General features: G+C 66.7%; 13 protein-coding genes. 6 read left to right on the forward strand and 7 right to left on the reverse strand.

What is annotated here, in order from left to right; translation table 11 throughout:
• The first annotated feature begins 165 nt into the window (after window positions 1-165).
• From M1E07_RS12745 to M1E07_RS12755, 3 genes are all read left to right on the forward strand, one after another.
• Entirely contained in the window at window positions 166-1545 is a 1380-nt protein-coding gene (locus tag M1E07_RS12745) for an amino acid permease (protein WP_461187049.1), read from the forward strand.
• Window positions 1546-1611: 66 nt separating this feature from the next.
• Window positions 1612-2439 carry an alpha/beta fold hydrolase gene (locus tag M1E07_RS12750; protein ID WP_461187050.1) on the forward strand — a complete coding sequence of 276 codons (828 nt, stop codon included), beginning with the start codon at window positions 1612-1614 and terminating at the stop codon, window positions 2437-2439.
• A gap of 90 nt (window positions 2440-2529) precedes the next feature.
• Window positions 2530-3177: a phosphoribosyltransferase gene (locus tag M1E07_RS12755; protein WP_461187051.1), complete on the forward strand. Its 648-nt coding sequence runs from the start codon at window positions 2530-2532 to the stop codon at window positions 3175-3177.
• Window positions 3178-3253: 76 nt separating this feature from the next.
• Here M1E07_RS12755 and M1E07_RS12760 read toward each other — a convergent pair whose 3' ends face one another.
• Window positions 3254-4585, reverse strand: coding sequence for an MFS transporter (locus tag M1E07_RS12760; protein ID WP_461187052.1), 1332 nt, complete (start codon window positions 4583-4585; stop codon window positions 3254-3256).
• 277 nt (window positions 4586-4862) lie between these two features.
• On the opposite strand from M1E07_RS12760, the gene M1E07_RS12765 reads away from it, so the two are divergent.
• Window positions 4863-5597 (forward strand): IclR family transcriptional regulator, encoded by a 735-nt coding sequence (locus M1E07_RS12765; protein ID WP_461187053.1) that lies wholly within the window; start codon window positions 4863-4865, stop codon window positions 5595-5597.
• Window positions 5598-5604: 7 nt separating this feature from the next.
• Here M1E07_RS12765 and M1E07_RS12770 read toward each other — a convergent pair whose 3' ends face one another.
• The 4 genes from M1E07_RS12770 to M1E07_RS12785 all read right to left on the reverse strand — a co-directional run bounded on the left by M1E07_RS12770 (window position 5605) and on the right by M1E07_RS12785 (window position 12337).
• On the reverse strand, window positions 5605-6771 hold the full coding sequence (locus M1E07_RS12770) for an MFS transporter (protein WP_461187054.1): 1167 nt from the start codon (window positions 6769-6771) through the stop codon (window positions 5605-5607).
• A gap of 279 nt (window positions 6772-7050) precedes the next feature.
• Entirely contained in the window at window positions 7051-10122 is a 3072-nt protein-coding gene (locus M1E07_RS12775; protein WP_461187055.1) for an AAA family ATPase, read from the reverse strand.
• Complete coding sequence (locus M1E07_RS12780; RefSeq protein ID WP_461187056.1) at window positions 10119-11309, reverse strand: exonuclease SbcCD subunit D; 1191 nt, start codon at window positions 11307-11309, stop codon at window positions 10119-10121. The genes M1E07_RS12775 and M1E07_RS12780 overlap by 4 nt, the downstream gene beginning before the upstream one ends.
• Before the next feature lie 56 nt (window positions 11310-11365).
• Entirely contained in the window at window positions 11366-12337 is a 972-nt protein-coding gene (locus tag M1E07_RS12785; protein ID WP_461187057.1) for an MIP/aquaporin family protein, read from the reverse strand.
• Window positions 12338-12495: 158 nt separating this feature from the next.
• Here M1E07_RS12785 and M1E07_RS12790 point away from each other — a divergent pair, with 158 nt between their 5' ends.
• Window positions 12496-13599, forward strand: a complete 1104-nt coding sequence (locus tag M1E07_RS12790; protein WP_461187058.1) for an ADP-ribosylglycohydrolase family protein — start codon at window positions 12496-12498, stop codon at window positions 13597-13599.
• Here M1E07_RS12790 and M1E07_RS12795 read toward each other — a convergent pair.
• The gene (locus M1E07_RS12795; RefSeq protein WP_461187059.1) at window positions 13580-14059 is read right to left on the reverse strand and encodes a DUF4395 domain-containing protein; all 480 of its coding nucleotides are present in this window, start codon (window positions 14057-14059) and stop codon (window positions 13580-13582) included. The two genes, M1E07_RS12790 and M1E07_RS12795, sit on opposite strands and share 20 nt — an antisense overlap.
• Before the next feature lie 73 nt (window positions 14060-14132).
• Window positions 14133-15146 carry a 3'-5' exonuclease gene (locus M1E07_RS12800; protein ID WP_461187060.1) on the reverse strand — a complete coding sequence of 338 codons (1014 nt, stop codon included), beginning with the start codon at window positions 15144-15146 and terminating at the stop codon, window positions 14133-14135.
• Window positions 15147-15295: 149 nt separating this feature from the next.
• On the opposite strand from M1E07_RS12800, the gene M1E07_RS12805 reads away from it, so the two are divergent.
• A complete protein-coding gene (locus M1E07_RS12805) occupies window positions 15296-16090 on the forward strand; it encodes a DedA family protein (protein WP_461190396.1) in 795 nt (264 codons plus the stop codon).
• The last annotated feature ends 76 nt before the right edge of the window (window positions 16091-16166 follow it).

Consider the following 16166-nt stretch of genomic DNA (forward strand, 5'->3'; position numbering starts at 1 on the left):
ATTCTACGGCCAACCACCACTGGGACGCCAATGTTTCAGCCGGCTCCGGATGTTGCACCCGGGTGAGTAACGGACGCCGACTACGTGCTGCAGGACCGGAGACGGTAAATTCAATGGGTCCCACGAGGAGCCACCATCCACACCCCAAGAAGGTCCAGCAGCAAAATGACGACGAAGTCCACCGAAGTGCATCCGCAAGGCCATTTGGGCCACACCATGAAACCCCGCCAGCTCACCATGATGGGCCTGGGCAGCGCCATTGGCGCGGGGCTGTTCCTGGGATCCGGCGCCGGCGTGCAGGCGGCCGGCCCTGCCGTGCTCATCTCCTACCTGGTGGCGGGCACGCTCATCATCCTGGTGATGTGGGCGCTGGGCGAAATGGCCGCCGCCAACCCGAACAGCGGCGCCTTCTCCGTGTACGCCGAGCGGGCGCTGGGAAAGACAGCAGGCGCCACCATCGGCTGGCTGTGGTGGCTGCAGCTGGTGGTGGTGATCGCCGCCGAGGCACTGGGAGCTGCCGGGCTTCTCTTCACGGTCTGGCCGGTGATTCCGGTCTGGGCGCTGGCACTGATCTTTATGGTCGTCTTCACCGCCATCAACCTCACGGGCGTCCGGAACTTCGGCGAGTTCGAGTTCTGGTTCGCCATCCTCAAGGTTGCCGCGATCATCCTGTTCCTGATGGTGGGCGCCGCCCTGCTGCTGGGCCTGCTGCCCGAGGTGGCGTCCCCCGGCCTGGCCAACCTGACGGCGGACTTTGCCCCTGCCGGACTCGGCGGCATCGCCTCCGCCCTCTTTGTGGTGATCTTCGCCTTCGGCGGCACCGAGATTGTGTCCGTGGCGGCGGCAGAGACCGAAGACCCGGAGCACAGCGTGGGCAAGGCCATCCGGACCGTTGTGTGGCGCATCCTGGTGTTCTACATCGGATCAGTTCTGGTGATCGCCACTGTCCTGCCGGCAACCTCGGAGAGCCTGGCCTCACCGTTTGCCGGTGTTCTGGACGCAGCCCGGATTCCGGGTGCCGCAACAGCGATCACCCTGGTGGCCGTCGTCGCGCTCCTTTCCGCGTTGAACGCCAACCTCTATGGGGCCTCGCGCATGGTCTATTCCCTCGCCGAGCGGGCCGAGGCACCTCGGTTCCTCACCCGGCTAAGCGGCGCCAGCGTGCCGATGCTGGCTGTCGGGGTGTCGGTGGCGTTCGGTTTCGCCGCCACGGTCCTGGAACTGCTGTTCCCGGAGCGGATCCTTCCTGCACTGTTCCAGCTGGTGGGATCCACCTGCCTGGTGGTGTGGGGCAGCGCGCTGGTCTCGCAGCTGATTCTGCGGCGCCGGGCAGACCGGGAGGGCACGCCGCTGCCCCTGCGGATGAAGGGCTTCCCGGCCCTGACCATTGTGGGACTCGTCCTGCTGGGCCTGATCTTCGCGGTGGGCTTCAGCGCCGAGAGCAGCCGCATCCAGCTCTTCAGCACCATCGGCCTGATTGCGGGGATCGCGGTGGCGTGCGCCGCGGCCGCGCGGTTTACCAGCAGGACCCGGCAGGTAGAGTAGTCCCGAAGTACGAGGTTCCGAAGCGCCGGGTCCGCCTGGGCGCCGTAGTTGATGAGGACTGACACCATGAGCGGCAGGCACACCGGCGAGCAGCATGCGCACACAGTAGAGGGAACGGATCCCCAGTTGTACGTGGGGGTGCATGATCCCGCCACGGATGCCGGGCTTCGGCCCGTACTGCTGCTGCACGGTTTCTCGTCCTCCAGCAAACTCAATTGGGAGGACACCGGCTGGGTGGCTGCACTGCTCGACGCAGGCAGGCGGGTCATCACCGTGGACCTGCCCGGACACGGCCGCAGCGGGGCGCCGGAGGACCGGGATTCGTACTCCCCCAGCAGGATTCGGGCGGACCTGCTCCAGGTAGCGTTCGACGCCGGCGTGCGGCCTGTGCAGGAGGGCGACCCTTCCAGCGGGCTGGACGTAGTGGGCTATTCCCTCGGTTCCCGGCTCGCCTGGGAGTTCGGCGCCACGCAGCCGGAGATTGTGCACCGGCTGGTGCTGGGCGGGCCGAACGTCGCGGACCCACTCGCGGCCTTCGACCTCATGGCAGCCCAGGATTACCTGGCGGACGGGACCCCTATCGCTGACGAATCCACCGCCCGGCTGTTGAAGATGGCCCTGCTGCTTCCCAGCAACAACATCTTTGCGCTGCTCTCCCTGGTCGAAGCCATCAAAGCCGAGCCCTATGACCCCGCCGAAGCAGTGCCCCATGTGCCGATGCTCCTGGTAGCCGGCGACAAGGATGAGCGGGCAGCCAGCCTGCCGCAGCTGGCCGGGCTTGCCCACCAAGCCGGAGCAATGGTTGAACAGGTGATTCTGCCGGGCCGGAACCACACCAACGCCATCACCAGCCGGGCCTTCAAGCAGGCAGCCATCACGTTCCTCGCGGTCTAACGAACTCCGGCCCTGCCCGCCCACTGTCTCCTGCCGCCCCTTTCCCGGCGGTAGGCTGAAGGAAGGGCTGGTAAGAGCCGGGAGGGAAATATGCTGACGCGCTTTGAAGACCGCACCGAGGCCGGTGAGAGGCTGGCCCCGGCACTCGCGCAGTTCCGTGAGCGGCCCGACACCGTGGTCCTGGGCCTTGCCCGGGGCGGCATCCCGGTAGCGGCTTCGGCCGCCAAGGCACTCTACCTCCCGCTGGGAGCTGTCCTGGTGCGCAAGCTCGGCATCCCGGGGCACCAGGAAACGGCGTATGGCGCGCTGGCATGGGCGCGGGGGCGCACCGTCCGCCTGCTTAACAAGCCGCTGCTGGAACGGGTACTGGAGCATGGAGTGCGCCAGGAACTGCTGGACGAGGTGGAGCAGCGTGAACGCACCGAACTGGCCCGCAGGGTTCGCCTGTATCCAGGGATAGACCACGACTTTTCCGGCAAAACCGTCCTGCTGGTCGACGACGGCCTGGCTACCGGTGCCACCATGCGCGCCGCCGTGGAAGCTGTCCGCGGGGGTGGAGCCAAGACGGTAGTGGCCGCCGCCCCTGTCGGTTCCATTGAAGCAGCGGCCTCCGTGGAGCGTGTCTGCGATGCCGTGCTGTGCCTGCATCTGCCGGGCAAGTTCCGGGCCGTGGGCAGCTTCTACCGGCATTTCGACCAACTCACGGACGATGACGCCATCAGTTTCCTGAAGCAGTAACAGCGTTCCCAGCCGGATCGCCCATAAAGCGGGCCCGGACCAAGTGGTCCGGGCCCGCCTTATCGGGCTGATGTGGTCAGTGGTGGCTGACGCCCAGCGGACGGCCCTTCGTTTCCTTGGCCAGCAGCACACCGATGGCCGAAATGACGCAGAGGACCATGATGTAAATACCGATGGATCCGGCCCACCTAGTGGTCTGCAGCAGTGTTTCGGCAATGGTTGCCGCAAAGGCACCGCCCAGGATGGCGCCGAAGGCGTACCCGATGGAGATACCGGAGTACCGGACGTTGGCCGGGAACATCTCGGCGTACATCGCGGACATGGGACCGTAGGACAGGCCGAGGCCGATGGTGAGGACAAACAGCGCCACGCCGTAGAGCCAGATGTTCCTGGTGTCGATCAGGGCGAACATGGGAATCATCCAGGCGAAGATGATGGCGTAGCCGGCGAGGAACGTCTTGACCCGGCCGATGCGGTCGGAGAGCCAGCCGCCCGCCAGGGTGAAGACCAGCCAGCCGAAGGACGCCAGGGTGGTGGCCAGCAGGACCTGGGGCGTGGGCATCTGCAGCGTCCTGGTGGCGTAGGCGATGAAGAAGGCGATCAGCAGGTAGCCGGCTGCGTTGTTGCCGATGAAGATCAGGGTGGAGTACAGGACGGGCCTCTTGTGGCTGCGGACCAGGACTCCCAGCGGCGCCTTGCTTTCCTGCTTCCGCGCGGCCATTTCCTGGAAGACCGGGCTTTCAGCGACAGCGCGGCGGATCAGGTAACCCACCACGATAAGCACGATGGAGAGCAGGAACGGAACCCGCCAGCCCCAGGCCGCAAAATCCTCCCGGGACATGCTGGTGTTCAGGAAGAAAAGCAGGCCGGTGGCCAAAATCATGCCGATCGGCACACCGATCTGGGGATAGGCGCCAAACAGTCCGCGCTTGTTCAGGGGCGCGTGTTCCACGGCCATCAGTGCTGCACCGCCCCACTCACCTCCTGCCGAGAAACCCTGGATGATGCGCAGGGTGATCAGGAGGATGGGCGCCCAGGCACCGATCTGCGCATAGGTGGGCAGCATGCCGATCAGTGCGGTGGCCGCGCCCATCATCACCAGCGTGAAGACGAGCATTGCCTTGCGGCCCAGGCGGTCGCCGAGGTGGCCGGCCACCACTGCGCCCAGCGGGCGGAACAGGAAGCTGATGCCGATCAGGGCAAAGGAAAGGATTTGCGCTAGGCCAGGGTTCGACTCGTTCAGCGGCGCGAGGAAGAGAGGTGACAGCAGCGTTGCGGTCAGCTGGGCGAAGATAAAGAAGTCGTACCATTCGATGGTGGTGCCGACCAGGGTGCCGGCAAGGACTTTGCGCTCCTCCCGCCGGGTGCTGGGACCGGCGAGCGTATCCACCTTGGAAGGTGTGGTCATTGAAACTCCATTGTTTTATCGGCAGCAGTGCTGCCGGGACGCCTTCAGGATTACCGACAGAACGGTCAGTTAGTAAGAAGAGTACTACGAAAGTGTGAGGCGGGACACGCCTTGGGAATTTGGCTTCATCACCTTTGCCCGCCGGGAACCGTTGGCGGGTGGACCGCCTTGCCCGGCTGTTCTATATTTGAACCGCCGTTTCTTATTTCGGACGCTTCGTGAAGCCTCGAGCGCAGGGGCCGCGGCGCCAGTTCGGGAGCAACCTAGGATGGACAGCATGACCCACACCGCCGCAGCCGCGGCCGAAGCCGGGGCGGGGCAGGCCTCGCCCTCCCAGACGCTTTCGCGCGGCATCCGGGCGCTCGAAATCCTGGCAGCCGCGCCGGGCCCCATGACCATCGCCGGGCTCGCCGACGCCATGGGTGTGCACCGTTCAGTGGCTTACCGCATCCTGCGCACCCTCGAGGACCACTCGCTCCTGGTCCGTGACGACGCCGGACGGGTCCAGCCCGGCCCCGGCCTCGCCGTTCTGGCCCGCAGCGTTTCACGGAACCTCCAGGGTGCTGCGCTTCCGGAACTGACGCACCTGGCCAACACACTGGACATGACGGCGTTTGTGGCACTGTGGGACCACCACGACTGCATCACCCTGGTCACCGTGGAGCCGCGGCACTCGGGCGCGACGGTGGCCCAGCATCCCGGCACCCGGCACCCCATCAATGCCGGTGCGCCCGGCATTGCCATTCAGTCCGCACTTACTGAAGCCGAATGGGACAGGCTGGGGACGGGGGTTCCCTACCGGCCCGAGGCGGCCGCTGCCCGGCTCACCGGGTATTCGGCCAGCCATGACGAGGTCATCGCCGGCGTCTCCTCCCTGGCCGCGCCCGTCCGTGTGCCGGGCGGCCGCCCGGCAGCACTCGCCGTCGTCTACATCCGCTCTGTCCACCATCCTTCAGTGGTGGGCGCGGCGCTCGCGGAGAGCGCTGCCAGGATCGAACGGCAGCTTGCCTGAGCGTGCGTCAGTGATCCGGCCCTCGCCAGCGGCGGGCGCTGCGGCGTTGAAGTACGACGGCGGCCGCGGCTCCGAGGAGTGCCAGCGCGGACGCCGCGCAGGCGGGAACGAGGAAGGCCGCCGCGTAGCCGTGGTCCTGCGCCAGCCGGCCGCCCAGCGATGAGCCAATCGCGGTGCCGGCCACGATGCCGCTGGCCAATGCGGTCATCACCGTGCCCAGCCGCCCCTCCGGGGCCAGCACCCCGCCGACGGCGAAGACGGTAACCATCACCGGGCCCACCGGGATACCCAGGATGAGCAGCACCGCCACCATCGAACCCAGTGACGACGGAACCAGCAGCAGCACGGCGAGCCCTGCCATTACCGCAGCGGACACCATCCAGCGCCAGGAAAGGCCGAACCGCTGCGGCCAGTAGGCAACCGACAGGGCAGCAGCGGCGGAGCTGAGCCCCATCACTGCATACAGCAGTCCGGCGATCTCGGAGGTGGCGTAGCTGGCGGAGAAGGGACTCAGCGCCGCCTGCGTTGAACCGAAGAACGTGCCCATGCACACCATGGCAACCACTGGCAGAGCGACGGCGGCAGGCATCCTGACCCGCATGCGGCCTTCTGCTGCCGGTACTGCACGGCGTGCCGCCGGCACCGCGCGGTGAGTGCGGTGGGCAGCAAACGCAGGCACCAGCGTGATGGTCATGGCTGCCGCCAGCGCGAGCGGAAGCCAGGGCGCCAGGAGGCTGGCAAGGATTCCCACCAGCGCAGGTCCGAGCACAAAAGTCACTTCGTCGGCCGTGCTCTCGTACGAGAGCGCCGTGTCCAGGTCCCGCCTGTTGTCCGGCGCCTTGCCCTGCGACGTCAGCGCCATCCACCGGACGCGGGCCAGCGGGCCTACCTGCGGGCAGCTGGCCCCCGAAAGGAACGACGCGGCCAGCACGGCAGCGGGAAAACTTCCGGGCGTTCCCATGGCGGAGGTTGCAAGGATCAACGCCACCACGGCCACGGTATTTAAGACGGCCGCCCAGAGCAGCACGGGACGTTGGCCCCGCCTGTCTGCCAGGGCTCCCAGGACCGGAGCGCCGAGGGCGGAGCCAAGGCCCACCGCACCTGCCGCAATACCGCCCAGCGCATAGGACCCACTGTTGGAGGTGACCAGGGTCAGGGTCCCGACCGTGAGCATGGCCAAAGGAAGGCGGGCAAACAGACCGAGGGGAATGAAGCTGCGGCCGGCGAGATGGGGCAGCCTGGCGAACCGGCCCCCGGAGGCGGGCTGCAGTGGGGCCCGCGTGGCAGGTTCCGGTACGGCGGGAAGGGCCGAACGCCCCGGAGTCGGGGGTTGGCTGGGTGAAAGGGAAGTGGAGGATTTCAATTCCGGGCTCGTTCAGTCATGCGCATCGTCCCTCCTCCCGATGCGCCGAACCCGGTAACGGTCCAAGTATATCCGCCGCGCCTTTCCCCCTCAGACCGGAACCTCCAGGGCTTCGGCTATCCGCAGCGTGGATCCGTTCCTGGTTTTCAGTACCTGCAGCTGCGTTCCGATTCGTTGCTTCATCTCCCCCACATGGCTCACAAGCCCCACGACCCTGCCGCCGTCCCGCAGGCCCTCCAGGGCGTCCATCACCTGTTCCAGGGACTGCTCGTCAAGGCTGCCGAACCCCTCGTCAACAAAAAGTGTCTCGATTTCAACCCCGCCGGCCTCCTGCTGGACAACGTCGGCCAGCCCGAGTGCCAGGGAGAGTGACGCCATAAAGGATTCGCCGCCGGACAAGGTGGACGTGTCCCGGCGGTGCCCGGTCCATTGGTCCACCACTTCCAGGCCCAGCCCGGACTTGGCACCGCGCGCCGCCTTCGCGTCAGTATGCTGCAGGAGGTACCGGCCGTCGCTCATGGCAACCAGTCGTTCAGATGCGGCCAGGGCCACCTGCTCCAGCCGCGCCGCCAGCACGTAGCTGTTCAGGCTCATCCGGTACGTGTTGTCTCCGCGACCGGCCGCCGCGTCCGCCAGGCCGGTCAGCATGCGGGCCCGCTCCGCAGGTCCCTGCGCGGATCCGGCCAGCTCCTCATAGCTGGAGCGGATGGAGGCCAGCGACTCAAGGCAGCGCTTGGCCAGCCCTGCTGCCAGGTCCGCATCACGTGCTTCCTTCCGGGCAGCTGCAGCCGCGGCCTGCAGGACGGCGAGCTGCTGCTCATCCAGGACAAGTCCGGCAGCCGCTTCCTCGAGGGCGAGCCCAATGTCAGCGGATGCGAACAGTTCCGCCACCTTTGCTGCTTCATCCTGGGCGGACCGCATTTCGGCTTCCAGGGCAGCAGCTTCGCTGCCGGCCAGCAAGTGTTCCCGGGCCTCGCCAGCGGTGGAGAACCCGGCTTTCGGCAGCTCCTGCTCCAGCTGTTCCAGCGACTCGGCTGCCTGGGCTTTGGCAGTACCGAGCTCGGCCTGGGCGTCGACGGCTTTGCCCAGCATTGCAGCCGCGTTTTCGAGGGCCCGCAATCGGTGGGCAAGGCTGCGGTGGCCTGCCCTGAGGCCTTCCAGAGCCTGGTCAAGCGAGGACGACTGCTCGGCCACGTCCTTAATGGAGGATGCCACCTGGGCCAGCCCGGCGTCGGTGCCGGCACGTGAAGCCTGTGCAGCTGCAATGCCTGCTTCGAGTGCTTCAAGCCGCGACCGGGCCGCCGCGAGCTCCCCCACTGCCTGTTCGGCGTCGGCGGCAGCACGGCGGGCTTCTTCTGCCGCGCTGACAGCTTCCTCCTTGGCCGTACCCCCGCCTTGGCCGGCCAGGACGGCCACCAGCTGGTTTGCCTCGGCAAGCTGGTGTCCGGCCGAAGCAAACCCGGCTTCAGCGGCTTCGTACAGCTGGTGGGCTGCTTCCTCGTCCTGGGCAAGCCCCGGGCCGCCCGTGTTTGCCGCCGGCAGGGGGTGGTCGGGGCTTCCGCACACCGGGCACTGTTCCCCGTTGACCAGCTGGGCCGCGAGCTCGACGGCGGCGTTGGCCAGCCGCTGCTCCCTCACGTCCAGCCAGTGCCGTTTGGTCTCCAACTGGTTCTCCCGGGCCGCGTCGTGTTCCAGCTTCAGCTCATCACGGGCCGCCACTGCCGCAGTGTACCTGCGGACCACATCCAACAGCTCCTCCGCGGCTGTTGCTTCCTTCGCGCGCAGGGCCGCCACTCCGGCACGTACCTCCAACGGCCCCAGGCCGTCGACGAGGCGCGACCGTTCGGCGAGCAGGCTCTCCGCGCGGCTGGCCAGCGCAGCACTGGCTGCGGTGAGGTCCTCCTGTTTGGCCATCAGCTGCTTGTGCTTGGAGCGGAGCACCTTGAAGCGGTCTTCATCAGGAAGCCGCGCTTCGACCACAGCCAGCAAGGACCTGATCCGGTTCAATTCCTCCGCTGCACCGGGAACCGCCGCGGGTCCGGCCAGGTCCGGCGCGTCACCTGCCGGGACATCCAGGTCCAGCTGGGCCAGTTCAGGATCTTCAGCGGCAGCCAGGCGAAGCAAGGTGAAAGCCGATTCCATCGCGGCACCTGCACGCCGCACCTTAACCGCCCCGGCATCGACACTGCGCAGTTGTCCGGCCAGCACCTCTGCCTGGCGGTGCCGGCCAAGCTGGAAGGCCACGCCTTCCAGCCGCGGCAGGGCTTCCTGCACGGCGGCCTGCCGGTTAGCTGCTTCCTCCAGCCTGCGGTGGCGGTCCCTGCGTGCGGTCTCCTCTTCGACGCTGTTGGCACGTTCCCGGCTTACCGATTCCGCAGCCTTTGCCTGATGCGCCAGTTCGCTCAGTCGTTCAGTGGCAGCATCCATAAGCCAGTCAAGCCTTGCAGCGATATTGTCCGGGGATGGGCCGCCGGCCTCTGCGAGCTGCAGGGTTGCCGACTCCGACTCAGCCCGGGCCGCCAAAAGCTCAAGCTGCCCGGCAAGGACAGACACTTCTTCTTTGGCTGCCTGCGCCTGGCGGGACAGCTCCTGTTCCACTGCTTCGAACCGCTGAGTGCCAAAGAGTTTCTGCAAAAGCTCGAGCCGGTCGGTGGCCTTCGACCGCAGGAACGCTGCGAAATCGCCCTGCGGCAGCAGCACCACCCGGGTAAATTGCTCACGGTCCATTCCCAGCAGGGCGAGGATTTCCGCCCCCGCTTCGTCATTGCGGGCCGACTTTACAACCCATGCCCCGTCCACGCGTTCCCGCAGGAGGGTTTTGGCCTGCTGGGTGGTGAACCCGTTCCTGCCCCTGGCGCTGGGCTTTTCCCAGGCAGGCGAGCGAGTGACCTCAAAGCGGCGGCCCTGCGCGGAAAATTCGCAGCTGACCGCGGGTTCGTGGCCCGGCCCGGCGTGGTCGCTGCGCAGGCGTTTGCCGTCCTGGCGCGCACCGGGAACGGAGCCGTACAAGGCAAAGCAGATGGCGTCCAGCACACTCGTTTTTCCTGCACCGGTGGGGCCATTGAGCAGGAAAAGGCCGTGCGCGCTGAGCCTGTCAAAATCGATGTCCTCGGTGCCGGCAAAGGGGCCGAATGCGGAGATACGGAGGTGGTGGATTCTCATCGGGAAGCCTCCTGGAGGCGTACGTTCTCCAGCGCGCCGGCGAGCGCGCCCTTTTCGGCGTCGTCCGGGACGCGGCCGCGCACGTGCTCCAGGAAACCGCAGCACACCGCAAGGTCATCCGGCGCTTCCGCGAGCCTGCTGCTGTAGGTTGATGCGGCGGTTGCAGGGCCGCCCTCGGGATCAAACCCGAGCACCAGGGTGTCGGGGAATCGTGACCGAAGGCGTTCCATGGCCCGGGCAGGACGCTGGGTGTCCGTCAGGGTCACCTGGCAATAGGCGGTTTCAGCCCAGGTGTGTGCGGGAGACTCGAGCAGGTCAGCCAAGGGACCGCGCAGTACGGCAAGGGTACGCGGGGCATTCCAGAGGACCTCCTTAACACCGGTCACACCGTTCCGATCAATGTCTATCAGCCACGCGCCTTTTTGGTGGGAGGCCTCGGAGAAGGAGTAGGCGAGCGGGGACCCCGAGTACCGGACCTGGGGCGAAAGGGACTGCCGCCCGTGCAGGTGGCCCAGGGCGGTGTAGCTGAAGCCGTCAAAGAGATCCAGCGGGACCGCCCCCACCCCGCCAATGCTGAGGTCACGTTCACTGTCCGAGCTGATTCCACCGCTCGCAAAGGTATGCGCGAGAACCACCGAATGGATGGTTGCCGACGCTGACCGGTGTTTGATGTCCTGCCGGATCAGTTCTGTTGCCGCGCGGGTGACCTCGAAGTGGCTGGCAGCCTGGACGCCCAGTTGTTCGGCCACGAGGCGCGGCTCGAGCCAAGGTATGCCGTAGATGGCCACTACGGCCTCGCCGGAAGATGCTCCCCCTTCGGCAGCCGCGCCCGCAGGCAGCACCAGGGGCTGGTCCAGGCTCTCCAGCCTGGTCCGCAGGTGCACTCCTCCGCGCTCCAGCAACCGCGAGGCGAACCCGAGCCTGATGGCTGAGTCATGGTTACCGCTGGTCAGCACCACCTGGGCTCCCGCCGACGTCAGCCTGACCAGGGCGTCGTCCAGCAGGTGCACCACATCCACGCCCGGAAGGGCGCGGTCGTAGACGTCACCGGCGATAAGCACAACGTCCACGGCATGGGAGGTGACGGCGTCCACCAGCTGGTCGACAAAGGCCCGCTGCGCGTCCAGCATGCCGACGCCGTGAAAGGACCGGCCCAAATGCCAGTCCGATGTGTGAAGTAACCTCATGCTTCTAAGCTATCGGCTGCCACTGACACTTCCGGAAACCGCCGCAGGTGCCACGATCAGCCCCGCCCGCCCTCAAAAAACTCCTGGGCTTCGCTGGTTTCACTGCCGGTGTCTGCACGGGCCGTTGTGCCCTTCCCGGCCGCTTTCCCTGCAGGATTCCCGCCGCCGGCCGCGCGCATGTCCCCGGCCTCAAACCCACCGGCTTCAAGTTCATCGGCCGCGTTGTCCGCTCCCCCTGCGGCCACCTCAGATTTCCCGGGTGCGCCGGACGTGGGAGCACTACCGAAACTTCTGAACACCAGCCCGGCCACAGCAGCGCCCACCAGCGGCGCGGCAACAAACACCCAGACTTGTCCTACAGCCCATCCCGAGCTGAATACGGCCGAGGCAACGGCCCGGGCTGGGTTGAAAGGCAGGTTTCCAACGGATAGGCCCAGTTGCAGGAGGACGGCAAAGGACAGGCCCACCGCCACCGGTGCGGTTGATCTGCTGTTGTTGTCCCGGCCGGCCGTACCGAGGAAGACAGCCACGATGATTGCGGCCCCGATCATTTCCAGCAGCAGCACTGCGGCCAGCGGCGCCTGAATGATGGAGTGTTCACCAAAGCCGGCCGTTACGGTGTCAAAGGCTGTCCGGCTGTCCGCGATGCCGGGCAGCGTGCGCAGGATCCCGTAAAGGGCCAGGGCGGCCACCAGTCCCCCGGCCAACTGCACGCCGACGTACGCCACGGCCGCGCCGGGACGGATTCGTCCGGCGAGGAGGTGTCCGGCCGTGATGGCGGGGTTGAAATGACCGCCCGAAACATGTCCAAAGGCGAGCATGGCGGCAGTAACCGCAAGGCCTGCTGCAAGGGCGGCAGGCAAAGGGCTGGATTGCGGAATACTGAACAGCGGCACACCCAGTCCCGCGAGGGCCAGGAAGAAGCTGCCGAACGCCTCGGCGGTCAACCGTGGCAGAAGCCCGGGCCGGGCTGCTTCAGATCCTGACGGCTGCAGTGCGTCGTGACGGGCCGGGACAGGCGTGCTCATGGTGGCGACCTTCAGGTAGGCAGATGGGGTTTGCTTTCGGGCAACCCGGGCATTATTCCAGCGCAGGCTGTGCGTTCGCTGGACAGAATGGTGCCGGGGCGCTGAAACCGGCGCGGAACTCGTCGGGCAGCCGCGGTGCGCCACGGTAAATTTACTGCATGAGCATCGAGCCGGACACTTCCACGCCCTCCCTCAAGTCCCGCATGCATGGCTGCCTCCTGGGCGGGGCCCTGGGCGACTCCCTGGGCTACCTCGTGGAGTTTGACTCGATTGACCGGATTCGGAGCCGCTTCGGTCCCTCCGGCTTGACCGGTTTCGAAGCCCTCGCGGCGAGCAGCCACTTCTCCGACGACACACAGATGACGCTCTACACCGTTGACGGCCTGGTGGAGGCGCTGGAATGGGCGAACTCCGGGGTGGGTGCGGACGTCAACGCCTGCCTCTGGCTGGCGTACCTGCGGTGGCTCGCAACGCAGGGGGAACCAGCCCCGGCGCCGGCCCCCGTACCCCAGCCCCGCTGGATCGACGAACAGCCGGTGCTGCATCAGCGGCGGCACCCCGGCAAAGCCTGCATCTCCGGCCTGGCAACGGGCGAAATGGGCACCTCGGTCCGGCCCGTCAACCCTGGGTCCAAGGGTTGCGGGACGGTGATGCGCTCAGCTCCGTTCGGACTGATCCCGCATATCACGCCCGACGCCGTCTACAAGTTAAGTTCCGATGCCGCCTCCCTCACGCACGGCCATCCCTCAGCACGCCAGAGCGCAGGAACGTTCAGCCTCCTCATCCACCATCTCGTCGCCGGTGACGGGCTGCGGGAAGCGGCGGCGGCAGCAGTTGCCCACGCCGCCGGGTTCGATGGTGTGGCCCCCGAACTGCCTGAACGGCTGGAGGCCGCACTCCGGCTCGCGGGCAAGGGAATCGTGACCCCGGAGGAACTGGTCCAGGCACTCGGCGAGGGCTGGGTGGCTGAGGAAGCACTCGCCGTCGCACTTTACGCCGTCCTTGTCACCCTTCCAGATGACGCCGGGACAGCAACCGGTGCAACCACCGCCGGCCCGTCGCAGCACTTCCGCGCTGCAGTGGGCCTGGCCGTCAACCACAGCGGCGACAGCGATTCCACCGGCTCGCTTGCCGGGAACATTCTCGGTGCCTTCTACGGCGAAGATTGCCTGCCCGCCGATTGGCTGGATGCGCTGGAGGCACCGGACGTCATCCGTGGCATGGCGGACCAGTTGGTAAAGGTCACAACCGGCGAAGGGTGACGTTGTTGCAGGCCTCGCAGACCTCTTCCGGAATCAGGCCACGCCGCTGCAGGAACCCGAAGATCACGCAGCCCAGGCAGAAGCCGGCGAAGGCTTCGAGTGACGCCGCGACGATAAGGATGCCCAGCACCGTCCAGGCTGCGGGCGCAGCGCCGGCCGTGAACAGGACGAGCGCCGCGGTGGAAACCACCGCTCCCATGCCCTGGGCAAAGCGTTTGGGCGGCCCCGGAACCAGCTTGACCCGGCCCAGCCGGGGCGTGATGACTCTGACGGAGAGCAGCGCCAGCGGCGAAATCCGGGGCCCGAAGAGCAGCCGCAGCCAGAATCCGACGGCGATGGCCAGCAGTCCCCATCCCGACCCGGCTGCTGTGGTCGCCAGTGCCAGCAGTACAACGAGGCCGGCCGTCACGCGCGCGGCATACTCGTTGACGGGGTTGGGGAAGGCAAACAGGGAACGCATGAGCCAAGGCTAGGGGCGGCCGACGCCGGGTGGAAGCTTTGTTGCGTCCCGTGAACCTGGCTGGCGTACGGCTTCAGGCGCTGACGGCTGCGGGGGCGAAGCTCCCCACCATCTGCAGGAACTCCCCCTCGGACAGGACCTCGATGGCCTGGCCCCGCTCATGGAGCTCCAGTACGCGCCGGGCCTTGCCCGTGAGCCTGCCCGAGCGGAGATCCGAGGCCACAAAGCCGTCCCCAACCACCAGGACCGTCGTGCGTCCGGTGACGCGGCTTTCGGGCCGGGCACCAAGCTCTGCGGACCGGACCTTCGCTTCCGGCCGGCCCATGGAAAGCTGCCCGGTGAATACCACCGTCTGGCCGTAAAGCGGGTGACCGGGGTGGGCGTCGGGGTTGGGGTCCGGGTTCAGCCCCTCCTCCGGCCAGCCCGACTGGAAAGGCCGCACCAGCGCCGCTCCGCTGCCGGCCACACTGGAGATCGCGGCCAGGCTGGGCTTCGACAACCCGTCATGGGCCGGGTCGAAGGCTTCCTGGCGGGGCATCACGAGCCCCAGGGAAAGGTAGAGCTCGGCAACGCTGTTGGCTCTGTTGCGGCCGGCGATGTCGATGAGGATGCCTGCGCAAGCCCGCGCATCTTCGGCGGCGTCGTGGTGATTTACCAGCGGCACCCCTGCTTCCTCGGCGGCGAACGGCAGTGAGTTGGACACCAGGGAGTAGCACCGCCGGGACAGCATCACGGTGCAGACGTAGTCGTAGCCGGGGCCTGCCAGGCCGGAGACTTCAAGGCCGGAGCGGATCACGCCAAGGTCAAAGGCAGCATTGTGGGCGGCGAGGATGTCATCGCCGATGAAGGCGCCGATCTCGGGGAAGAGCTCCCCGAAGCGCGGCAGTCCCGCCACGTCCCCGGCGGTAATGCCGTGGATGCGGACGTTGTGGTAATCGAAGTGATCGTAACTGGCGGGCGGGCGCATCAGCCACGAGGCTTCCTCGACAATCCGTCCGCCCCGGACTTTCGTCAGGCCTACGGCACAGGGCGAGCCCCGAAATCCGTTCGCAGTCTCGAAGTCGATCGCAGTAAAGTCCAAACCCACGGGCCCACCTTACCTCCGTGGCTGTCCTCCCCACGTCAGCCGGGCGGGCCTGTCACGGATATCACCAACAACAGGGCATCCCGCGAGGGTCCCCCAGAGGCTGGTGCCAGAGGTCTGTCAAGTACCCTTGAGAGGTGAACTTTCCTGTGATGAACGACTTCGCTGTGTCCATGCTGGGAGGTGCGGGACCGGTGCAGCCACAGCTGGCATCCTTCCTGCCCGACTGGCTGAACCCCCAGGTCTTCCTGGCCGATCCTGCCCTGGCACCTTGGGTGGTCCTGCTTGTGTGCGGCATCGTCTTCGCGGAAACCGGGCTTCTGGTGGGCTTCTTCCTGCCGGGCGACTCCATGCTTTTCACCGCAGGCCTGCTGGTGGCCACTGACACCATCAAATTCAACGTATGGCTTTTTGCGCTGCTGATTATTGTGGCGGCCATCATCGGCAACCAGACCGGTTACCTGATCGGCTCCAAAGCCGGTCCGGCCATTTTCAACAAGCCCAATTCACGACTCTTCAAGCGTGAAAACGTCGAGAACGCCCACGCCTTCTTCGAAAAGCACGGCGGCAAGGCGCTGATCCTGGCGCGCTTCGTTCCGATCATCAGGACGTTCGTCCCGGTCATTGTCGGCGTCGCCCAGATGAACAAAAAGAAATTCTTCCTCTTCAACGTGATTGGCGCAGTCCTCTGGGGCGGCGGCGTGACGCTCCTGGGTTACCTGCTGGGTGACCGTATTCCCTGGGTCCGCGACAACCTGGACATCATCTTCATCGCCATCGTCCTGGTCTCGGTCCTGCCCATCGGCATCGAGGTCCTCCGCGGGCTGTCCGCGAAGCGCCAGGCGAAGGCCTACGGCACCGACCCGGTGGATGAGTTCATCGAGGAACACGCTCCCGACAACGAGCACAAGACGCCGCGCGATATCCAGGGTACCCGCTCAGAGTAGGCTGCCACGGCGCCGTCCGCGCACCCCTGCCGGCCGTTCGAAACCTTAAACAACTGTGCTCCCCGTTCCGGCGGGG

Source organism: Arthrobacter sp. Z4-13, assembly GCF_054792705.1.